Consider the following 19,286-nt stretch of genomic DNA (forward strand, 5'->3'; position numbering starts at 1 on the left):
ATTCAGCTGTGCAAAGGAGCCTGCCGATCCGGGATTGCGCCCCTGACGCCCCAACCATAAGCCCTGAGGAGAATGCGCCAGGTGCGCAAGCACCGGATCGGCAGGCCCGGCCAACCTTAAGGATCGGTCAGCAGCAGCGCCAGGGGCGCCCGCCTTGGGCGGTTTGCGTCGGTTCCCAGGGCGCTGTAGTCATTTGCCAGTCAGCACTCGGCGCCTGCGTCGGCGGCCCAGCCCAGCGGGTACAACAGCTCCTCCTTGTAGCCGGCCCAGACCCGCACCGCATCGGGGAAGGCGTCGTCCAGCTGCGGGTTGCCGCTGTCCACCAGCAGGGGCCGGCCGTCGAGGGTGCCGAGCTTGCGCTTGGTGGCCACCACCCGCAGCCGCTCGAGGCCGATGGCGCGCAGCACGCGCGGGCTGATCTGCTGGTTGCCGCGGCCGATGATGTGCCCCTGACCACCGATGGCGGTGACCAGGAGGAAGGCCGGGTGGCCGTCCACCAGTTCGAATAGCTGGGCCTCGGTGACATCGCGGGCGATCAGCTGGCCGTTCTCGATCACGTCCACGCCCAGCAGGGTGGCCTCCAGGCCGAGGTTGGCGGCCAGCCCGTGCAGGGTCGAACCAGGGCCGAGCACGTAGCGCACGTCCTCTTCCCAGCTTTCCGCCAGCCAGTCGGCGAGGTCCACCAGCACCAGCTCCTCGGACTCCATGCCCGCCTGCTTCACGTGCTGCATGAAATGGCCTTCCACCGGTACCGTCAGCTCGCCATACCAGCGGGCCGCCACCTTGCCCTCGCGCAGGGCTGCCTCGTCGAGGTCACGCACCTCGCCACTGGCCAGGCGGATCAGGCCGCCTTCCACCAGCCGCCGCGCCAGCTCCCCCGCCGCACGCGGGCTGATGGCGTAGACGCCGGAATGGATCTTCACCCCCGCCGGAATACCCAGCACCGGCTGGCCTTCACGGGCCACGGCGCTGACGTCACGGGCAGTGCCATCACCACCGGCGAAGAGGATCAGCGACACGCCGGCCTCCTGCAGCGCCTCCACGGCGTGGCGAGTATCGGCGGCGCTGCTGGTCGCCGCCTCCAGGGTGCCGATGAGCCGATGGCGGAAGCCCATGCGTGCCAGCAGGTCGGCGCCCATGGCGCCGGGAAAGGTGAGGAACTCCAGGCGCCCGGCCAGGGGCAGCAGGGATTCCAGCGCCAGTTGGGTGCGCTCCTCGGCGCGGGGCACGGCACCGCGCGCCAGGGCCTCCTCGGCGACACCGTCGCTGCCTTTGAGGGCAGCCGCGCCGCCCAGCCCGGCCAGGGGATTGATGATCAGGCCCATTCGGAATATCGACATGCCAACCTCTTCGCTGAACTCTCGGCCCGCGTTGCGGGTCAACCCCATGGACCGGCCGGAAAGCGCGATTGGCACAATCGCTGCAAATCTCCCCCGGTCCTTTGCTTTTACGGCGTAATACTGGCGCCTGACTGTCACTGCGCGTTCATCTATGGGACCTAGACTGCGCGCACCACCTGATGAGGAGACAGGCCATGAGCTTGCAGAACAGCACTTCCACCCGCCGGGTCGTTCCGCTTCAACCCCAGCAGCCCGTTGGCGGCTCGATCATCGATGCCCAGGGTCGGGAAATCCCCATTACCGAAGGCATGATCCAGCGCGCCTGCAAAGAGCTGGACAAGCACTGGGAAGGCGCCCGCAAACAGGCCTGATTCCCAGCGCTTCACTCGAAGGCCCGGGCATCTGCCTGGGCCTTTTCATTGTTGGGTCATTGGCGGGCCGCGGCCTCAGGCCAGCTCCGCCCCAAGCGCCCTCACCCACTGCGCCAGTTGCGGCGCCTCGCCCTGCAGGCGCACCCGCAGGCCGTCGATTTCCCGGCGCACCGGGTAGTGCTTGCGCAGGGCGTCGAAGGCCGCGCGACGCTGGTCGGAATCCCCCACCAGGCTGCGGCGGAAATCGGCATCGTCGCGGCGCGGGTCATACACCGCGCGGCAGAGCATGGCCAACGCCCAGACCGGGTCGGCGCTGGCATCCAGGGTCAGTTCCGGCAACCAGGGCGCGGGCAGCAGTTCGTCCAGCTTCACCGCTTCCTCGATGCCTTCGGCGCGGCAGAAGGCCTGGTAGATCTGCGCGGTGCCGCGCAGCTTGCCGTCCAGGCTGTAGCCGGCGATATGCGGCGTGGCGATACGGCACAGCGCGGCCAGTTCGGGATCGGCCTCCGGCTCGCCTTCCCAGACGTCCAGCACCGCGCGCAGGTCCGAACGGGCCCGCAGCGCATCACGCAGCGCCCGGTTGTCCACCACCGCCCCCCGGCTGGCATTGATCAGCCAGCAGCCGGGCTTGAGCCGCGCCAGCTCGGCGGCCCCCAGCAGGTGGTGGGTGGGATGGGCGCCGCCCTTGTCCAATGGCGTGTGCAGGCTGATGGCGTCGCACTGCTCCAGCACGGTAGCCAGGTCGACGTAGTCGCCGCCCTCGGCCGCCTGACGTGGCGGGTCGCAGACCAGCACCCGCCAGCCCAGGCCACGCAGCACCTCCACCAGGCGCCCGCCCACCTGGCCGGCGCCGACGACGCCGTAGGTGCGGGTCGAGGGCGCTACACCCTCGTCCTCGGCCAGGGTCAGCAGGCTGCCCAGGACGAAATCCACCACGCCACGGGCATTGCAGCCGGGCGCACTGGACCAGGCGATGCCGGCCTCGGCGAACCAGCCCAGGTCGAGATGATCGGTGCCGATGGTGCAGGTGCCGACGAAGCGCACCGCGCTGCCTTCCAGCAGGGCGCGGTCGACGCGGGTCACCGAGCGCACCAACAGCACCTCGGCGTCGCCCAGGGCGGCGCGGTCGATGGCGCGACCCGGCATGCGGCGGATGGGGCCGAAACCGCCGAAGAAGGCGTCGACCAGGGGGATGTTTTCGTCGGCGAGGATGCGCATGGTGCTCTCCAGGGGCAAGGCGGCCATTCTACGGAATCCCCCGGCCCGGCGTCGCCCCAACCCAGTGCATCGCCCTCTTTCCTGACCATGCCGTCAGCGCGTAGACTAGGCCGTCTTCCGCCTCCGCTGTCCCCCTATCGCCGGCAATCCCCTTGCCACGGCCAGGCCAGCGCCCGTTGCGAGCCCATCGCAGCCAGGCTTGCCCACCCTGTGGGCCACGAGCAATACGGACGCCACCGCCGTACCGGTGAACGCTTCACAGCCATGGAAAGACCCCCGTGACAAACCAAACTCGCCTCGACCGTATGCGTCGCGAATTGCGTGCTCTATTCACTCTTGCCCTGCCCATCATGATCGCCCAGCTCTCCCACTCGGCCATGGGTTTCGTCGACGCCGTGATGGCCGGCCGTGTCAGCGCGCGCGACCTGGCCGCCGTGGCCCTGGGCAACTCCATCTGGGTACCGGTGTTCCTGCTGATGACCGGCACCCTCCTCGCCACCACGGCCAAGGTCGCCCAGCGCCACGGTGCCAACCAGGATGCCGAGATCGGCCCGCTAGTGCGCCAGGCCCTGTGGCTGGCGGTGGTCGTCGGCCTCGCCGGCGCCGGCCTGCTGCTCTGCGCCGAACCCGTGCTGCGCATGATGGGCGTGGAGGAAGACCTGGTGGCTCCGAGCATGGGCTACCTCCACGGCATCGCCTTCGGCCTGCCGGCGGTGGCGCTCTACCAGGTGCTGCGCTGCTACAGCGACGGCCTGGGCCGCACCCGTCCGAGCATGGTGCTGGGCATCTGCGGGCTACTGCTGAACATCCCGCTCAACTACGTGCTGATCTACGGCCACCTGGGCTTCCCGGCCATGGGCGGCGTGGGCTGCGGCTGGGCCAGCGGCATCGCCATGTGGCTGATGTTCTTCGGCATGCTGGGCTGGGTGAACATCGCCAAGGTGTACAAGCCGAGCGGCCTGTTCACCCACTTCGAGACGCCGCGCTGGGCGGTGATCAAGCGCCTGCTGAGCGTGGGCCTGCCCATCGGCATCGCGATCTTCGCCGAGTCGAGCATCTTCGCGGTGATCGCCCTGCTGATCGGCGGGCTGGGCGCCAACGTGGTGGCCGGGCACCAGATCGCGCTGAACTTCAGCTCGCTGGTGTTCATGATCCCGTACTCCCTGGCCATGGCGGTGACCGTGCGTGTCGGCCACTCCCTGGGGCGTGGCACGCCGCGTGATGCGCGCTTCTCCGCGGGTGTAGGCATGGCCACGGCGCTGGCCTATGCCTGCCTGTCGGCCAGCCTGATGCTGCTGTTCCGTGAGCAGATCGCCGCCATCTACACCCCCGATGCCCAGGTCATCGCGGTGGCTGCATCGCTGATCGTGTTCGCCGCGTTGTTCCAGTTCTCCGACGCCATCCAGGTCACCGCCGCCGGTGCCCTGCGTGGTTATCAGGACACGCGGGTGACGATGATCCTCACCCTGTTTTCCTACTGGGGCATCGGCCTGCCCATCGGCTACCTGCTGGGGCTTACCGACTGGCTGGGCGAACCCACTGGCCCACGCGGCCTGTGGCAGGGGCTGATCGCCGGCCTGACGGTGGCGGCGGTGATGCTGACCTTCCGTGTGGCCCGTAGCGCGCGCTCGCGCATCCGCAGCAGCGACCGCGTGACGGCCCTGGCCGAACCGGCCTGACGCCACACAGCAAGAAGCCCGCGCAATGCGGGCTTCTTTTTATCGAGTCGAGGCGGGCCTCATTCGGCTTTCTTGCGGATCCAGTACAGGTAGGTACCGGCCTCCTCGCCCTGCTCCACCAGCTCGTGGCCGAGGAACATGCAGAACTTGGGGATATCCCGCCGGGTCGACGGGTCGGTGGCGATGACCTTGAGCAGGCCGCCGGACGGCAGGTCGCGCACCTTGTTGTGCAACATCATCACCGGCTCGGGGCAGTTGAGGCCGGTGGCATCGAGAATGGCATCAGGCTGATCGGACATGGGGTACTCCAGGAACAGGTCGCCATTGTGGCGTAAAAGCGCCGAGCACGCCCAGCCCGGCCGATGCCCGGCACGGCTGGGCGCGCGGCCTCAGCGGTCCAGGCGACGCAGGTGGCAGGTCACTTCCTCGCGGTCGTGATAGAGCTGCTTGCAGGCGATGGAGACCTTGATCTTGCGCTCGCGGAAGCTGTCTTCCAGGCGCTGCAGCAGGCGCTGCACCTCGGCGTAGCGCTGCTTCATCGGCAGCTTGAGGTTGACCACCGCCTCGCGGCACAGCCCCTCGCCTATCCAGGTATCCAGCAGCGCGGCGTTGCGCGCCGGCTTCTCGACGATGTCGCAGACCATCCAGTCCACCGGCTGCTTGGGCTTGAAGGTGAAGCCGTCGACCATCAGGTGCTGCACCAGCCCGGTGTCCATCAGGCTCTCGGCCATGGGGCCGTTGTCGATGGCGGTGACCAGCATGCCGCGGCGCACCAGCTGGTAGGTCCAGCCACCCGGGGAGGCGCCCAGGTCGACGCCGGTCATATCCTCGGACAGGCGGGTGTCCCACTGCTCGCGGGGGATGAAGGTGTGCCAGGCCTCCTCCAGCTTGAGGGTGGAGCGGCTCGGCGCCTCGCGGGGGAACTTCAGGCGCGGGATGCCCATGGGCCAGAGCGCGGAGTTGTCCGCCTCGGCGAGACCGGCGAACACCTCGCGGCCGCTGCGGAAGGTCAGCAGCAAGCGCGGCTTGCCCGGGTCATCCACCAGGCGACCGACCTTCTCCAGGGCCTTGCGCAGGGGCGCCTCGAACTTCTTGCAGAAATTCGACAGCTCCTTGCCTTCGTTGGTGTCCAGCACCTCCAGCCACAGGCTGCCGCAGACCGGGTAGTCGGCCAGGTGCGCCAGCAGCACGCTGATGCGGTCGGTCTCGGGCAGCGCGACGAAGGCGCCACGGGCCCACTGGCGCGGGAAGATCAGGCGCGCGAAGCGCTGGCCGCGCATCAGCCGCTCGGCGCCGTCGGCGTCCTGGCAGACGAACTCGGCGTAGGCGCTGCTGGCCTTGCCCTTGGCGTAGCCGGGCACGTCCAGTCGGGCGGCCAGGTCGGATATCTCGGCGCACACCTCACCCTCGAAACCGGGGCGGCAGTGCAGGAACAGGCTATTCATCGGGGTGTCTCCTTGGCCGCGCACTATAGAGCCGAAGCGCCCGATTTCACACAGAGATCTATGGAAAATTCCTACGCCAGCAGTGATGAGACAGGAGGAACCATGCTGGCGGAACGGGAGTCCAGAACATGGCGGACCTTGCCAAGCAGAGCTAGCTTTGCAAGGTTCCGCCCCCTGTATCGGCCCATGCCGTGTGGGCCCAAAGGAGATGTCACATGCCTTCCCTGGATAGCCTGAACAGCCGTCGCACCCTCGAGGTGGACGGCAAGACCTATCACTACTTCAGCCTGCCAGAGGCCGCCAAGCGCCTCGGCAGCATCGACAAGCTGCCCCTGTCCCTGAAAGTGCTGCTGGAAAACCTGCTGCGCTGGGAAGACAACGAAACCGTCGGCCCCGAAGACCTCGAAGCCCTGGTGGCCTGGCAGAAGACCCGCAGTTCCGAGCGCGAGATCCAGTACCGCCCAGCGCGGGTATTGATGCAGGACTTCACCGGCGTGCCCGCCGTGGTCGACCTGGCCGCCATGCGTGACGCCGTGGCCAAGGCCGGTGGCGACCCGCAGAAGATCAACCCGCTGTCCCCGGTGGACCTGGTGATCGACCACTCGGTGATGGTGGACCGCTTCGCCAGCCCCGAGGCCTTCGAACAGAACGTCGAGATCGAGATGGAGCGCAACGGCGAACGCTATGCCTTCCTGCGCTGGGGCCAGAACGCCTTCGACAACTTCAGCGTGGTTCCGCCGGGCACCGGCATCTGCCACCAGGTCAACCTCGAGTACCTGGGCCGCACCGTCTGGACCCGCGACGAGGACGGCAAGACCTACGCCTTCCCCGACACCCTGGTGGGCACCGACTCCCACACCACCATGATCAACGGCCTCGGCGTGCTCGGCTGGGGCGTGGGCGGCATCGAGGCGGAGGCGGCCATGCTCGGCCAGCCGGTGTCGATGCTGATTCCCGAGGTGATCGGCTTCAAGCTCAGCGGCAAGCTGAAGGAAGGCATCACCGCCACCGACCTGGTGCTCACCGTCACCCAGATGCTGCGCAAGAAAGGCGTGGTGGGGAAATTCGTCGAGTTCTACGGCGACGGCCTCGCCGACCTGCCCCTGGCCGACCGCGCCACCATCGCCAACATGGCCCCGGAATACGGCGCCACCTGTGGCTTCTTCCCGGTGGACGAGATCACCCTGGGCTACCTGCGCCTCTCCGGCCGCCCGGAGTCCACGGTCAAGCTGGTGGAGGCCTACTGCAAGACCCAAGGCCTGTGGCGCAACGCCGGTGACGAGCCGGTGTTCACCGACAGCCTGGCCCTGGACATGGGCACGGTGGAAGCCAGCCTGGCCGGGCCCAAGCGCCCGCAGGACCGGGTGCCGCTGACCCAGGTGGCCAGCACCTTCGACGACCTCATCGCCCTGCAGCTCAAGCCCAGCGCCAAGGAGGACGGCCGCCTGCTCAGCGAGGGCGGCGGCGGTACCGCCGTCGGCGGCAATGTGCAGAGCGGCGTGATGGACTACGAGTACGAAGGTCGCACCCACCGCCTGAGCGACGGCGCCGTGGTGATCGCCGCCATCACCTCCTGCACCAACACCTCCAACCCCAGCGTGATGATGGCCGCCGGCCTGGTGGCGAAGAAGGCCGTGGAAAAGGGCCTGACGCGCAAACCCTGGGTGAAGAGTTCCCTGGCGCCCGGCTCCAAGGTGGTGACCAGAGTACTTCGCCGCCGCCGGGCTGACGAGGTACCTCGACGAGCTGGGCTTCGACCTGGTGGGCTACGGCTGCACCACCTGCATCGGCAACTCAGGCCCGCTGCTGGACCCCATCGAGAAAGCCATCCAGCAGGGCGACCTGACCGTGGCCTCGGTGCTCTCGGGCAACCGCAACTTCGAAGGCCGCGTGCACCCGCTGGTGAAGACCAACTGGCTGGCTTCCCCACCGCCGGCGGTGGCCTACGCCCTGGCCGGCAGCGTGCGCCTGGACATCAGCCGCGAACCGCTGGGCGAAGGCAAGGACGGCAAGCCGGTGTACCTGAAGGACATCTGGCCCAGCCAGAAGGAGATCGCCGACGCCATCGCCAAGGTGGACACCGCCATGTTCCGCAAGGAGTACGCCGAGGTCTTCGCCGGCGACGAGAAGTGGCGCGCCATCCAGGTGCCCGAATCGGACACCTATGCCTGGCAGGCCGACTCCACCTACATCCAGCACCCGCCCTTCTTCGCCGATATCGCCGGTGCGCCGCCCCAGGTGGAAGACGTGCAGCAGGCCCGGGTCCTCGCCCTGCTGGGGGATTCGGTGACCACCGACCACATCTCCCCCGCCGGCAACATCAAGGCCGACAGCCCCGCCGGGCGCTACCTGCGAGAGAACGGCGTGGAACCGCGGGACTTCAACTCCTACGGCTCGCGACGCGGCAACCACGAACGTGATGATGCGCGGCACCTTCGCCAACATCCGCATCCGCAACGAGATGCTCGGTGGCGAGGAAAAGGCGGCAACACCCTGCACGTACCCAGCGGCGAGAAGCTGGCCATCTACGACGCGGCCATGCGCTACCAGGAGGAAGGCACGCCGCTGGTGATCTTCGCCGGCAAGGAATACGGCACCGGCTCCTCCCGCGACTGGGCGGCCAAGGGCACCAACCTGCTGGTCAAGGCGGTGATCGCCGAGAGCTTCGAGCGCATCCACCGCTCCAACCTGGTGGGCATGGGCGTGCTGCCGCTGCAGTTCAAGGACGGTACCGACCGCAAGAGCCTGGGCCTGACCGGCAAGGAAACCATCAGCATCAAGGGCCTCAGTCGGACGTCGAGCTGCGCCCGCACATACCGCTGACCCTGGAGATCACCCGCGAAGACGGCACCGTGGAGAAGGTCGAGGTGCTCTGCCGCATCGACACCCTCAACGAGGTCGAGTACTTCAAGGCCGGCGGCATCCTCCACTACGTGCTGCGCCAGTTGCTGGCCAGCTGACCCGGGAGGCCTGTAGGGGCGAAGCAGAAGCGGGCGAATGAATTCGCCCCTACAGGATCGCACCTCCCGTGGGAGCGGTTTCAACCGCGATGAACTCGGTGTCTAACAATCGCGAATGAATTCGCTCTCCCCATCACCCCGGCAGATCAGTTGCCATTCGGATAGTGCCGCGCCAGGAAGCCCAGCAGATGGGCGTTCACCTCGCGCGGCTTTTCGTTCTGCAGCCAGTGCCCGCACTCGGCGATCACATGCTGCTCCAGCGCGGGCACGCTGCGTGGCATGACTTTGATGCTGTGGGCTTCGAGGGTGCCGACCGGGTCCTTGTCGCCGATGAGGAACAACGCCGGCTGCAGCACCTGGCGGCCTTGCAGCGGCTCGGTGCGCTGCCAGCTGCGCTCGAAGTTGCGGTACCAGTTCAGCGCACCGTGGAAGCCGCGCCCCTCGAAGGTCTTCAGGTATTCGGCGAAGGCGGCCTCGTCGCACCAGTCCGGCAGCCGGCCTGGGTCCTGCATGCCATCGAACAGAGTCGCGCCGGCGGGGCTTGTCCTGGAGGAAGAAGTCCCGGGGCACGGCGGCGGAGCTGTTGTGCATCATCATCCGCAGGGTGCGCGGGATGTCGGCATCCAGCTCACGCTCGGCGACGCCCGGCGCCTGGAAATAGAGGATGTAGTTGAAGCGGTCGGCGAAGTGCTGACGCATCGCCTCGTGGCCCGCTCCGGTTGCCGTGGGCGGCCACCAAAGGGCACCGCCATCCCAACCACCGCCTTGACCCGCTGCGGCTCCAGCAGGGCCAGGTGCCAGGCCACCGGGCGCCCAGTCGTGGCCGATGACGCAGGCTTCGTGCTGGCCAAGAGGGCATCCATGGCGGCCTGGATGTCGCCGCAGAGGGTTATCAGGTCATAGGCGGCGGGGTCGACCGGGGCACTGCTGCTGCCGTAGCCGCGCATCTCCGGCACCAGCACCCGGTAGCCGGCGGCCAGCAGCGGCTCGATCTGGTTGCGCCAGGAATGCCAGCGTTCCGGGAAGCCGTGCAGCAGCCACAGCGGCCGCCCATCCTCGGGGCCGGCGCAATGCAGGCCGAGGTGGATGCCGTTGACCTCCAGCAGGCCATGTTCGAGCGCGCTCATGGGCTTTCCTTCATCCGTAGCGATGCAGGCGCCCACTATGACAAAGGCGCGCCCGGGGGCACGCCTTTATCGATATCGCGAATGCTCGGGACTCAGCCTTGCGCGGTGGCCCAGTCGATCAGGCCGAACTGCCAGGTGGCGAGGATCAGCAAGCCGAAGCCGATGCGGTACCAGGCGAAGACGGCGTAGCTGTGGTTGCCGATGAACTTGAGCAGGGCGCGCACGGCGATCATCGCGAAGATGAACGAAACCACGAAGCCCAGGGCGAATACCGGCAGGTCCGCCGGCTGGAACAGGTGGCGGTACTTGTAGCCCGAGTAGACCGCCGCGCCGACCATGGTGGGCATGGCGAGGAAGAAGGAGAACTCGGTGGCTGCCTTGCGCGACAAGCCGAACAGCAGCCCGCCGATGATGGTGGCGCCGGAGCGCGAGGTGCCGGGCACCAGCGCCAGGCACTGGGCCAGGCCCACCTTGAGTGCCTGCTTCCAGTTCATGTCATCCACCGTCTCAGCCTGGATCGCATGCTCGCGACGCTCGGCCCACAGCATGATCACCCCACCGATCACCAGGGCGGTGGCCACGGTTATGGGGTTGAACAGGTAGTGGTGGATCAGGTCGGCGAAGGCCACGCCCAGCACCACGGCCGGGAAGAACGCCACCAGCAGGTTGCCGGTGAAGCGCTGGGCACTGCGCTCGCGGGGCAGGCCGACCACCACCTCGAGGATCTTGCGCCGGTATTCCCAGACCACGGCGAGGATGGCGCCGAGCTGGATGATGATGTTGAAGGCCTGGAAGCGCTCGCCACCGAAGCCGATCAGGTCAGCGACTATGATCTGGTGGCCGGTGCTGGAGATCGGCAGGAACTCCGTGATGCCTTCGACAACGCCCAGTATCAGGGCCTGAAAGGCCGTCCAAAAATCCATCGGAACTCCCCAAGGCGCGCCAAGCGGCGGCCTGCTCTTGCGAATGTGTAAGTGATATGGCCCCAGGCGGGTACCGCGCGCGGCTGAGACCAGCCACGAGGACGCGGGTTCCCGGCCGACGATCCGTTATCAGGTTTGCCGGCCAAGGGCCGAAATGCTATCAGACATGCTATGGATTCGCGCGCGGCAAAGACCGCTCCGGAACGCGCAATCCGCTGCCGAACAATAACAAGCCAGGAGCACCGGACCATGAACCTTCGCAGTCTGCCCATCAGCCGCCGCCTGTGGCTGATCCTCATCGTCTCGGTGTCGATGCTGGTGATCCTCGGGGTGGTGATGCTCCAGCAGATCCACAGCGACCTGCTGCACGGCAAGGAACTCAAGACCCAGCACGTGGTGCAGACCGCCGCGGGCGTGTTGCAGCACTTCCAGGCCCAGGAAGCCGCCGGCACCCTGCCCCGCGAAGAGGCGCAGAAGCAGGCCATGCAGGCCATCCGCGCCCTGCGCTACGACAAGAACGACTACTTCTGGATCAACGACCTGACCCCGCGCATGGTCATGCACCCGACCAACCCGAAGCTGGAGGGGCAGGACCTCTCCGGCTACAAGGACCCGGACGGCAAGCCGCTGTTCAACGACATGGTGGCCGTGGCCCGCAGCAAGGGGGCCGGCTTCGTCGACTACCGCTGGCCCAAGCCGGGCGCCAGCGACCCGGTGCCCAAGGTGTCCTACGTGCAATTGTTCGAGCCCTGGGGCTGGGTGATCGGCTCGGGCATCTATATCGACGACATGCAGGACGAGTTCTGGTCCCAGGCCCTGCACGCCTCGACCATCGGCCTGGTGATCGCCCTGATCATGGCGGTGCTGGTGGTGGTGATTGCCCGCAGCATCACCCGCCCGCTCGAGGAAGTGGTCACCGCCATGGCCGCCATCGCCAGCGGTGAGGGCGACCTGACCAGTGCCCTGGACAACCAGGGGCGCGACGAGATCACCGCGCTGTCCGGCCACTTCAACGCCTTCACCAGCAAGCTGCGCGGGGTCATCCGCCAATCGCTGGACGCCGCCGGCGCACTGGACCAGGCCGCCGGCTCCCTCGGTGGCATCGCCAGCAACGGCCAACGGCAGAGCGAGCAGCAATCCCAGCAGATGGAGCTGGTGGCCACGGCCATCAACGAGGTCACCTATGGCGTGCAGGACGTGGCGAAGAACGCCGAGCACGCCGCCAGTGAAGTGCGCACCGCCGAAGACCAGGCGCGCCTCGGCCAGAGCAACATCGACAGCAGCCTGCGGCAGATCGGCCAGCTCTCCGACACCATCGCCCAGGCGGTGGAGGTGATCCGCTCGCTGGCCGAGGAAAGCTCGCAGATCGGCTCCGTGCTGGAGGTGATCCGCTCCATCGCCGAACAAACCAACCTGCTGGCGCTGAACGCCGCCATCGAAGCCGCCCGCGCCGGCGAACAGGGCCGCGGCTTCGCGGTAGTCGCCGACGAAGTACGCCTGCTGGCCCAGCGCACGCAGAAATCCACTGCCGAGATCCACGGCATGATCGAGCGCCTGCAGGGCAACTCCGAGGCGGCGGTGAAGGTGATCAACGAAAGCAGCCGCGCCTCGCAACTGACCGTTGAGCAGGCCAGCCAGGCCGGCGAGAGCCTGGGGCAGATCGCCCAGTCGCTGCGCAACCTCACCGGGCTCAATGCCTCCATCGCCAGCGCCACCCTGCAACAATCCCACGTGGTGGAAGACATCAACCAGAATGTGACCCAGGCAGCCAGCCTGGCCCATGACAACGCGATGGCTTCAGAGCAGAGCTAGCGCCGCCAGCCAGCAGCTCAGCCAGCTGGCCGAACAATTGAACCGCTTGTTGAGACAATTCCGCGTTTGAGGACCGGCATGGGCAACATGGAACACCAAGAGGTCGACCTCGGCCAACAGCAGAACCAGGACCTGATCTGGGACCTGGACAGCATCGCCCGTCGCGAGCTGGCCGAGCGGTTCATCCGCCTCTTCGAGAACCGCCTGTGCGTGTACTCCGAGTCCACGCGCCAGCTGTACACCAACTACGGCCTGCACTTCCCCGCCGACCTCGGGCGCAAGATGGTGGTGCTGCCCAACCCCTATGCGTTCCACGACACCCTGCATGGGATCGAGGCCAGCGCGGTGCTCAAGACCGGCCTCTGCGTGCTGCCCGGCGTGGTGCTCGGCAAGCCGGGCCTGCTGCTCAGCACGCGCATCGAGGAAGGCGGGCCGAAGCCCAAGACCATGCCCTTCAAGCCGGCGCTGGCGCAGATCATCAGCAACCAGCGCAAGCGCGGCGACGTGTTCCTGCCGATCCTGATGAAGGGCGACCTGCGCGAGTTCGACCAGCAGATGCCCTACATCCACCTGCACCGCCTGCAGGTGCACAAGCTGCCGCACCTCTCCACCTTCGAGCGCGACGACATCCAGCAGAGCATCACTCGCAAGCTGCTGATGCTCTACCGCCAGGCCGACAGCCTGGTCTGCTGAGGCTTGCCCCGGGCGCCCGGTAAACCGGGCAGCAAGGGCGAGACCGGGCATCGCCCTCCTGGCTAGAGTCGACCCACGACCCGCCACGGAAACCCACCGCCATGCCCTGGTACCTCGAAGCCCCGCTAAGCGTCATCGCCGGCCTGCTGCTGGCCAACTTCATCGAATGGTTCTTCCATAAGCATGTGCTCCACGGCCTGGGCCGGGTGCGCGGGCGCTTCTGGAGCTTCCATTTCCACGAACACCATGGCAACGCCCGCCGCCATGGGTTCCGCGACCCCTGCTACGAACGCTTCCCGCTGGGCCTGCACGCACAGGGCAAGGAAGCCTGGGCGCTGCTGCTGGCGAGCCTGGCCGCGAGCCCGCTATGGCTGGTGGCGCCCTGGTTCACTGCGACGCTCTGGTACTGCGCGGCGAACTACTACCGCGTGCACCGTCGCTCCCACGAGGACCCGGACTGGGCCCGCAGCCACCTGCCCTGGCACTACGACCACCACATGGGCCCCAACCCCCATGCCAACTGGTGCGTGACCCGGCCCTGGTTCGACCACCTGCTGGGCACCCGCGAGCCCTACCTGGGCACCGAGCGCGAGCGCCAGGACCAGCAACGCCTCGCAACCAGGGCGCCCGCCGCCGGCTGAAGCCGCTACAATCGGCGGCTTATTTCACGAGGGCCGCCCGTGTCGCCACTTGAACTCTTCGCCGCCGCGATCGGCGTGCTGGCCGTCTGGCTCACCACCCGGCAGAACCGCTGGTGCTGGCCCATCGGCCTGGTCATGGTGCTGATCTACGCCTGGATCTTCTTCGAGGTGAAGCTCTACTCCGACATGCTGTTGCAGCTGATCTACGCCGTGCTGCAGCTGTATGGCTGGTGGCAGTGGACCCGGGGCGGAGATCGCCACGAGGGCCGCGAGGTGACGCGCCTGGCACGCAACGGCCTGCTGCTGAGCCTGGCCCTCGGCACCGCTGGCGCCTTGAGCCTGGGTTACCTGATGGCCACCCACACCGACGCCGCCGCGCCCTGGCTGGACGCCGCCCTCACCGCCTTCAGCCTGGTGGCCCAGGTCTGGATGGCACAGAAGCGCCTGGAGTGCTGGGCGCTGTGGATAGTGGTGGACGTGATCTTCGTCGGCCTGTTCATCAGCAAGGCGCTGTACCTGACCGCCGCGCTCTACGTGCTGTTCACCCTGCTGGCCGTGCACGGCTGGCGCCAATGGCGACAGCCGCAGGCGAGCCCGGCATGAAGGTGGTGGTGCTGGCGGGGCCGGAATCCAGTGGCAAGAGCTGGCTGGCGAGTGAGTTACAAGCGCGCTTCGGCGGCGAGGTGGTCAGTGAGTACGTGCGTGATTTCATCGACGAGCAGCGCCGCGACACCTGCTACGCCGACATCCCTGCCATTGCCCGTGGCCAGCTGCAGCGCGAGGACGCGGCCCGCGCCCGACGCCCTGCCCTGCTGATCCTCGACACCCACCTGCTGAGCAACATGCTCTGGAGCCGCACCCTGTTCGGCGACTGCCCCGCCTGGCTGGAGACCGAGTTGCTGGCACGGCACTACGACCTGCACCTGCTGCTGCGCCCTGAAGGGGTGGAGTGGCTGGGCGATGGCCAGCGCTGCCAGCCGGAGCTGAGCGAACGCCAGGCCTTCTTCAGCGCCAGCCAGGACTGGCTGGTGGCCAACGGGCAGCGCTTCGAGGTGTTGGGCGGTGACTGGCAGGAGCGCCAGCGCCTGGCCCTGGCGGCGGTGGAGCGATTGCTGGCGGGCTAGGCGCGAGCAGCCGGCGCCGGCAGTTCCACCAGCACACGCAGCCCGCCGAGGGGGCTTTCCAGCAAGCGGATGCTGCCGCCCCAGGCGTCGACGATGTCCCGCACGATGCCCAGCCCCAACCCGTGGCCGGCGACCTGCTCGTCCAGCCGCGAGCCCCTGTCCAGCACCGATTCGCGCTGCTCCTCGGCGATGCCGGGACCGTCGTCGTCCACGCTCAGGCGGTAGCCGCCGGCCTGCACGGAGATGGACAGCAGCACCTGGGTCTCGGCCCATTTGCAGGCGTTGTCCAGCAGGTTGCCCAGCAGCTCCAGCAGGTCTTCGCGGTCCCAGGGCAGGCGCAGCCCGGCGGCGGCGTCCCAGTCCAGGTCGAGCTGGCTGTCATGGATCATCGACAGGGTGTTGAACAGCCCCGGCAACTCCGCATCGCAATCGAAATGCGCACCCGGCAGCGCTTCCCCGGCCAGGCGCGCGCGGCCCAGCTCCCGGGCCAGGCGTTGCTGGATCTGTTCCAGTTGCTCGGCCAGGGTGGCGCACAGCTCCGGGTGCGCGCGCAGCTCGTCGCGGGATTCCAGGCTGACCAGCACCGCCAGGGGCGTCTTCAACGCGTGGCCAAGGTTGCCCAGGGCGTTGCGCGAGCGGCGCAGGGTGTCTTCGGTGTGGGCCAGCAGGTGGTTGACCTGGCCCACCAGCGGCTCCAGCTCCAGGGGCACGCGGGCATCCAGCTCGCTGCGCTGGCCCTGTTGCAGCTGGGCGATCTGCCGGCGCACCCGCTCCAGCGGGCGCAGGGCGCGGCGCACGGTATAGCGCTGCAGGGCGAGCACCAGCAGCAAGGCGGCAGCGCCCAGGGCGACGCCCGTCCACTGCACGCGACGGAAGCTGTCGAGGATGGGCGTGTAGTCCTGAGCCACGGCGATGCTCACCTGGCGGCCGAAGCGGCGGTAGTCACCACGATAGGTCAGCAACTGCTGGTCGTTGGGGCCGGGCAGCAGCTCGGCGGTGAGGCCGGGCCGCTCGGGCATGGCGAGCTCAGCATCCCAGAGGGAGCGCGAGCGCCAGGGTTTGTCATCGATGCGGATCAGGAAGTAGCGCCCCGAATAGGGCTGCTGGTGCACCGGGTTGAGCTTCTGTTCGTCCAGCTGGATGCCGTTGGGCCCGCGCACCAGGGCGGCCAGCAGGCTTTCCGCCTCGCTGCGCAGGTTGCCTTCCAGGTGGCGGCGCAGGCCGTCGTCGAACAGCCACAGGCTGACCTGAGCCAGCAGCAGCCCGACCACCAGCAGCAGGGTCACCAGGCCGATGCTGAGCTGGCGCTGGATGGACCTCACTCGGTGGCACCGGTGAAGCGGTAGCCCTGGCCTCGGCGCGTTTCGATCACGGTGCGGCCGAGCTTGCGCCGCAGGTGGTTGACGTGGACCTCGATGACGTTGGAATCGCGCTCGGTCTCGCCGTCGTAGAGGTGCTCAGCCAGGTGGCTCTTGGACAGCAACTGGCCGGGGTGGAGCATGAAGTAGCGCAGCAGGCGGAACTCGGCGGCGGTCAGGTCCACCTCTTCGCCGCCCCGGGTGACGCACTGGCGGCCCTCGTCCAGCTGCAGGCCGGCCGCTTCCAGGTGCGGCTGGTTGGCCAGGCCGCGGGCGCGGCGCAACAGCGACTGGATGCGCAGGGCCAGTTCCTCCGGGTGGAAGGGCTTGGTCAGGTAGTCGTCGGCGCCGGCCTTGAGGCCTTCGATACGCTCGGCCCAGGAGTCCCGCGCGGTGAGGATCAGCACCGGCGTGGCCAGGCCGCCGGCACGCCACTCGCGCAGCACGTCGAGGCCGGGGCGCCCGGGCAGCCCGAGGTCCAGCACGATCAGGTCATAGGGCTCGCTGGCGCCCTGGTGGGCGGCGTCGCGGCCGTCGGCCAGCCAATCCACCGCGTACCCCTGGCGGCCGAGCCCGGCCAGCAGTTCGTCCGCCAGGGGTACGTGATCCTCAACCAGCAGCAGGCGCATCAGTCATCTTCCTCGTCCTTCAGGATGCGACCGTCGCGGGCATCCAGTTCCAGTTCCCGCACCACGCCGTCGGTGGTCAGCAGCTCGACTTCGTAGACATAGACATCGTCTTCCTCTTCCAGCTCCGCTTCCAACAAGCGAGCCCCGGGGTACAACCCCAGGGCTCGGTGCAGCAGTTGCTCGAGGGGCATGATCACGCCTTCCTCGCGGAGCTTCAGGGCTTCGTCCTGGTCCAGGTCACGGGCAACCGCTTCGAGAGCGAAGACCGCCAGGACCAGGGCGACGATGCCGCTGTAGCGCATGATCAGTCGCATCAGTCGTCCTGGTGATCCTTGAGGATCTGGCCATTGGTGGCGTCCAACTCCAGGTCCCACTGCACGCCCTGGGGATCACGCAGTTCCACCTGGTAGATGTAGCGACCGTATTCCTCTTCCAGCTCGGTCTCGTTGACGGTGGAGCCGGGGTGCTTGGCGATGGCGGCGGCGTTGAGCTTCTCGAACGACTGGATGGTGCCGGCGTCGCGCAGCTTCAGGGCTTCGTCCGGTCCCAGGTCACGGGCCTGGGCGATACCGGCGGTGGCAGCGAGGGTGGCGACGGCGAACAGGGCAGTAAGTTTTTTCATGGTGCATCTCCTTGGGGGGATATCTGTCTTCGATGGGTACACCTTAGCGAAGGCCAATTAACTCAAGCTGAATTTACGGCCGCTTCGCTCAGTGCAGTCGATATCCCGGTTTCCGCCAATCATTCCCTGCGCACGGGCATGGGCGCATCATTCACGCGATGAAGGCGCTTGGACTGGCGGCGCGGGCCACTATAATCGCTGCCTCGCTTTTTTCGGAGGCCCCCATGAGCGCCATTCACATCAAGTCGCCCGCCCTCACCCTGCGCGCCGGCAGCCGTGCCCTGGCACGCATCCGCGAGCGCGGCCTGCAGCCGGCCGACGTGAAGATTCTTCCCGGCGCCGCCGGCGGCCCCAAGGCCCTCGGCATCCAGGGCCTGGACCTGGCGCTGTTCGGCGACTGGCTGCCGCGCGCGCCCCAGGAGCGCTCGCTGATCGGCGCCTCCATCGGCTCCTGGCGCTTCGCCAGCGCCTGCCTGCCGGATGCCGCCAAGGGCATCAGCCGCCTGGGTGAGCTGTACACCGCGCAGCGCTTTCCCAAGGGTGTGACCATGGCCGAGGTCAGCCGCCTGTGCGCGCAAATGCTCGACCAGTTGCTGGACGGCCAGGACGAACAGGTGCTGAGCAACCCGCATTACCGCCTCAACGTGGTGGTGGTGAAGAGCCACGGCCTGCTCGCCCATGATCGCCGTGGCGCGCTGGGCCTGGGGCTGGGTTCGGTGATCGGCTCCAACCTGCTGGGGCGCCCGCGCCTGGCCCGGCATTTCGAGCGGGTGATCCTGCATGACGGCCGCCTGGCCCCGCCCCTGGCCGCATTGGAAGACTTCCCCTCGCGCTGCCTGGCCCTGGACGCCGGCAACCTGCGCCACGCCCTGCTCGCTTCCGGCTCCATCCCCATGGTGATGGAAGGTGTGCGCGACATTCCCGGCGCCGGCCCCGGCACCTACCGCGACGGCGGCCTGCTCGACTACCACCTCGACCTGCCCTACAGCGGTGACGGCGTGGTGCTCTACCCGCACTTCACCGACAAGGTGATTCCCGGCTGGTTCGACAAGGGCCTGCCCTGGCGCCGTGGCGACGCGGTGCGCCTGCAGGACGTGCTGCTGCTGGCGCCCTCGCGGGCGTACCTGGCCACCCTGCCCCACGGCAAGCTGCCGGACCGCAAGGACTTCACCCGCTACCTGGGCAATGACGCCGGCCGCGAGCGCTACTGGCGCAAGGCGATGAGCGAGAGCCAGCGCCTGGGCGACGAGTTCCTCGAACTGGCGGACAGCGGCCGCCTCGCCGAGCGCCTGCAACCGCTCTGATCGGCCCGATTGCCGCGCGGCCTGCCTCGGGGTAGGCTGC

19 protein-coding genes and 2 pseudogenes are annotated in these 19,286 nt (G+C 67.9%); 10 read left to right on the forward strand and 11 right to left on the reverse strand.

All coding sequences use genetic code 11. The annotated features are described in order from the left end of the window. Window positions 1-200: 200 nt before the first annotated feature. Window positions 201-1,340 (reverse strand): ATP-NAD kinase family protein, encoded by a 1,140-nt coding sequence (locus ACXI0U_RS13885; protein ID WP_374981583.1) that lies wholly within the window; start codon window positions 1,338-1,340, stop codon window positions 201-203. Between the two features lie 194 nt (window positions 1,341-1,534). On the opposite strand from ACXI0U_RS13885, the gene ACXI0U_RS13890 reads away from it, so the two are divergent. Further along, window positions 1,535-1,711 carry a PA1571 family protein gene (locus tag ACXI0U_RS13890; protein WP_021216831.1) on the forward strand — a complete coding sequence of 59 codons (177 nt, stop codon included), beginning with the start codon at window positions 1,535-1,537 and terminating at the stop codon, window positions 1,709-1,711. Window positions 1,712-1,786: 75 nt separating this feature from the next. On the opposite strand, the gene pdxB is transcribed toward ACXI0U_RS13890, so the two are convergent. Further along, complete coding sequence (gene pdxB, locus ACXI0U_RS13895) at window positions 1,787-2,929, reverse strand: 4-phosphoerythronate dehydrogenase PdxB (RefSeq protein ID WP_316927380.1); 1,143 nt, start codon at window positions 2,927-2,929, stop codon at window positions 1,787-1,789. A gap of 305 nt (window positions 2,930-3,234) precedes the next feature. Here pdxB and ACXI0U_RS13900 point away from each other — a divergent pair, with 305 nt between their 5' ends. Next, complete coding sequence (locus tag ACXI0U_RS13900; protein WP_043246478.1) at window positions 3,235-4,608, forward strand: MATE family efflux transporter; 1,374 nt, start codon at window positions 3,235-3,237, stop codon at window positions 4,606-4,608. Between the two features lie 59 nt (window positions 4,609-4,667). On the opposite strand, the gene tusA is transcribed toward ACXI0U_RS13900, so the two are convergent. Both tusA and rlmM read right to left on the reverse strand, forming a co-directional pair. After that, a complete protein-coding gene (tusA, locus tag ACXI0U_RS13905) occupies window positions 4,668-4,907 on the reverse strand; it encodes a sulfurtransferase TusA (protein WP_021216828.1) in 240 nt (79 codons plus the stop codon). 90 nt (window positions 4,908-4,997) lie between these two features. Continuing rightward, window positions 4,998-6,053: a 23S rRNA (cytidine(2498)-2'-O)-methyltransferase RlmM gene (gene rlmM / locus ACXI0U_RS13910; protein ID WP_374981584.1), complete on the reverse strand. Its 1,056-nt coding sequence runs from the start codon at window positions 6,051-6,053 to the stop codon at window positions 4,998-5,000. Between the two features lie 215 nt (window positions 6,054-6,268). Between rlmM and acnA the strand changes: the two genes are divergently transcribed. Both acnA and ACXI0U_RS13920 read left to right on the forward strand, forming a co-directional pair. Then, window positions 6,269-8,473, forward strand: a complete 2,205-nt coding sequence (gene acnA / locus ACXI0U_RS13915; protein ID WP_479550411.1) for an aconitate hydratase AcnA — start codon at window positions 6,269-6,271, stop codon at window positions 8,471-8,473. Then, window positions 8,457-8,876 (forward strand): annotated as a pseudogene (locus ACXI0U_RS13920) (hypothetical protein); the annotation flags it as partial. The gene acnA and the pseudogene ACXI0U_RS13920, both read left to right, overlap by 17 nt. Window positions 8,877-9,159: 283 nt before the next feature. Here the strand turns inward: ACXI0U_RS13920 and ACXI0U_RS13925 are convergent. From ACXI0U_RS13925 to ACXI0U_RS13935, 3 genes are all read right to left on the reverse strand, one after another. Further along, the gene (locus tag ACXI0U_RS13925) at window positions 9,160-9,525 is read right to left on the reverse strand and encodes an alpha/beta fold hydrolase (protein ID WP_479550412.1); all 366 of its coding nucleotides are present in this window, start codon (window positions 9,523-9,525) and stop codon (window positions 9,160-9,162) included. Window positions 9,526-9,606: 81 nt separating this feature from the next. Then, window positions 9,607-10,140 (reverse strand): alpha/beta fold hydrolase, encoded by a 534-nt coding sequence (locus ACXI0U_RS13930; protein ID WP_479550413.1) that lies wholly within the window; start codon window positions 10,138-10,140, stop codon window positions 9,607-9,609. 92 nt (window positions 10,141-10,232) lie between these two features. Next, window positions 10,233-11,063 (reverse strand): undecaprenyl-diphosphate phosphatase, encoded by an 831-nt coding sequence (locus ACXI0U_RS13935; protein WP_263403601.1) that lies wholly within the window; start codon window positions 11,061-11,063, stop codon window positions 10,233-10,235. 249 nt (window positions 11,064-11,312) lie between these two features. On the opposite strand from ACXI0U_RS13935, the pseudogene ACXI0U_RS13940 reads away from it, so the two are divergent. The 5 genes and pseudogenes from ACXI0U_RS13940 to ACXI0U_RS13960 all read left to right on the forward strand — a co-directional run bounded on the left by ACXI0U_RS13940 (window position 11,313) and on the right by ACXI0U_RS13960 (window position 15,333). Beyond that, window positions 11,313-12,945 (forward strand): annotated as a pseudogene (locus ACXI0U_RS13940) (methyl-accepting chemotaxis protein). A gap of 17 nt (window positions 12,946-12,962) precedes the next feature. Beyond that, on the forward strand, window positions 12,963-13,568 hold the full coding sequence (locus tag ACXI0U_RS13945) for a hypothetical protein (protein WP_169708313.1): 606 nt from the start codon (window positions 12,963-12,965) through the stop codon (window positions 13,566-13,568). A 101-nt stretch (window positions 13,569-13,669) separates the two neighbouring features. Beyond that, entirely contained in the window at window positions 13,670-14,209 is a 540-nt protein-coding gene (locus ACXI0U_RS13950) for a hypothetical protein (RefSeq protein ID WP_265169171.1), read from the forward strand. 39 nt (window positions 14,210-14,248) lie between these two features. Further along, window positions 14,249-14,812: a nicotinamide riboside transporter PnuC gene (gene pnuC, locus ACXI0U_RS13955; protein WP_271658337.1), complete on the forward strand. Its 564-nt coding sequence runs from the start codon at window positions 14,249-14,251 to the stop codon at window positions 14,810-14,812. Continuing rightward, a complete protein-coding gene (locus ACXI0U_RS13960) occupies window positions 14,809-15,333 on the forward strand; it encodes an AAA family ATPase (RefSeq protein ID WP_423499364.1) in 525 nt (174 codons plus the stop codon). Before pnuC ends, ACXI0U_RS13960 begins: the two co-directional genes overlap by 4 nt. Here ACXI0U_RS13960 and ACXI0U_RS13965 read toward each other — a convergent pair. The 4 genes from ACXI0U_RS13965 to ACXI0U_RS13980 are packed head-to-tail and all read right to left on the reverse strand — an operon-like array spanning window position 15,330 to window position 17,942. Next, window positions 15,330-16,655 carry a sensor histidine kinase gene (locus ACXI0U_RS13965; protein WP_431482220.1) on the reverse strand — a complete coding sequence of 442 codons (1,326 nt, stop codon included), beginning with the start codon at window positions 16,653-16,655 and terminating at the stop codon, window positions 15,330-15,332. The genes ACXI0U_RS13960 and ACXI0U_RS13965 overlap by 4 nt on opposite strands. Beyond that, window positions 16,652-17,320: a response regulator transcription factor gene (locus ACXI0U_RS13970; RefSeq protein ID WP_021216817.1), complete on the reverse strand. Its 669-nt coding sequence runs from the start codon at window positions 17,318-17,320 to the stop codon at window positions 16,652-16,654. Before ACXI0U_RS13970 ends, ACXI0U_RS13965 begins: the two co-directional genes overlap by 4 nt. Beyond that, window positions 17,320-17,634 carry a PepSY domain-containing protein gene (locus ACXI0U_RS13975; RefSeq protein ID WP_021216816.1) on the reverse strand — a complete coding sequence of 105 codons (315 nt, stop codon included), beginning with the start codon at window positions 17,632-17,634 and terminating at the stop codon, window positions 17,320-17,322. Before ACXI0U_RS13975 ends, ACXI0U_RS13970 begins: the two co-directional genes overlap by 1 nt. Continuing rightward, the gene (locus ACXI0U_RS13980; protein ID WP_021216815.1) at window positions 17,634-17,942 is read right to left on the reverse strand and encodes a PepSY domain-containing protein; all 309 of its coding nucleotides are present in this window, start codon (window positions 17,940-17,942) and stop codon (window positions 17,634-17,636) included. Before ACXI0U_RS13980 ends, ACXI0U_RS13975 begins: the two co-directional genes overlap by 1 nt. 224 nt (window positions 17,943-18,166) lie before the next feature. Here ACXI0U_RS13980 and ACXI0U_RS13985 point away from each other — a divergent pair, with 224 nt between their 5' ends. Then, the gene (locus tag ACXI0U_RS13985) at window positions 18,167-19,246 is read left to right on the forward strand and encodes a patatin-like phospholipase domain-containing protein (RefSeq protein ID WP_043247040.1); all 1,080 of its coding nucleotides are present in this window, start codon (window positions 18,167-18,169) and stop codon (window positions 19,244-19,246) included. Window positions 19,247-19,286: the final 40 nt, after the last annotated feature.

The sequence above is a fragment of the Pseudomonas sp. C9D1 genome, assembly GCF_056491235.1.

What these genes read in the sequence shown, in the direction of transcription:
- ACXI0U_RS13885 (WP_374981583.1), bottom strand. Translation starts at nt 1,340, where the DNA reads ATGTCGATATTCCGAATGGGCCTGATCATCAATCCCCTGGCCGGGCTG.
- ACXI0U_RS13890 (WP_021216831.1), top strand. Translation starts at nt 1,535, where the DNA reads ATGAGCTTGCAGAACAGCACTTCCACCCGCCGGGTCGTTCCGCTTCAA.
- pdxB (WP_316927380.1), bottom strand. Translation starts at nt 2,929, where the DNA reads ATGCGCATCCTCGCCGACGAAAACATCCCCCTGGTCGACGCCTTCTTC.
- ACXI0U_RS13900 (WP_043246478.1), top strand. Translation starts at nt 3,235, where the DNA reads ATGCGTCGCGAATTGCGTGCTCTATTCACTCTTGCCCTGCCCATCATG.
- tusA (WP_021216828.1), bottom strand. Translation starts at nt 4,907, where the DNA reads ATGTCCGATCAGCCTGATGCCATTCTCGATGCCACCGGCCTCAACTGC.
- rlmM (WP_374981584.1), bottom strand. Translation starts at nt 6,053, where the DNA reads ATGAATAGCCTGTTCCTGCACTGCCGCCCCGGTTTCGAGGGTGAGGTG.
- acnA (WP_479550411.1), top strand. Translation starts at nt 6,269, where the DNA reads ATGCCTTCCCTGGATAGCCTGAACAGCCGTCGCACCCTCGAGGTGGAC.
- ACXI0U_RS13925 (WP_479550412.1), bottom strand. Translation starts at nt 9,525, where the DNA reads ATGCAGGACCCAGGCCGGCTGCCGGACTGGTGCGACGAGGCCGCCTTC.
- ACXI0U_RS13930 (WP_479550413.1), bottom strand. Translation starts at nt 10,140, where the DNA reads ATGAGCGCGCTCGAACATGGCCTGCTGGAGGTCAACGGCATCCACCTC.
- ACXI0U_RS13935 (WP_263403601.1), bottom strand. Translation starts at nt 11,063, where the DNA reads ATGGATTTTTGGACGGCCTTTCAGGCCCTGATACTGGGCGTTGTCGAA.
- ACXI0U_RS13945 (WP_169708313.1), top strand. Translation starts at nt 12,963, where the DNA reads ATGGAACACCAAGAGGTCGACCTCGGCCAACAGCAGAACCAGGACCTG.
- ACXI0U_RS13950 (WP_265169171.1), top strand. Translation starts at nt 13,670, where the DNA reads ATGCCCTGGTACCTCGAAGCCCCGCTAAGCGTCATCGCCGGCCTGCTG.
- ACXI0U_RS13960 (WP_423499364.1), top strand. Translation starts at nt 14,809, where the DNA reads ATGAAGGTGGTGGTGCTGGCGGGGCCGGAATCCAGTGGCAAGAGCTGG.
- ACXI0U_RS13970 (WP_021216817.1), bottom strand. Translation starts at nt 17,320, where the DNA reads ATGCGCCTGCTGCTGGTTGAGGATCACGTACCCCTGGCGGACGAACTG.
- ACXI0U_RS13975 (WP_021216816.1), bottom strand. Translation starts at nt 17,634, where the DNA reads ATGCGACTGATCATGCGCTACAGCGGCATCGTCGCCCTGGTCCTGGCG.
- ACXI0U_RS13980 (WP_021216815.1), bottom strand. Translation starts at nt 17,942, where the DNA reads ATGAAAAAACTTACTGCCCTGTTCGCCGTCGCCACCCTCGCTGCCACC.
- ACXI0U_RS13985 (WP_043247040.1), top strand. Translation starts at nt 18,167, where the DNA reads ATGAGCGCCATTCACATCAAGTCGCCCGCCCTCACCCTGCGCGCCGGC.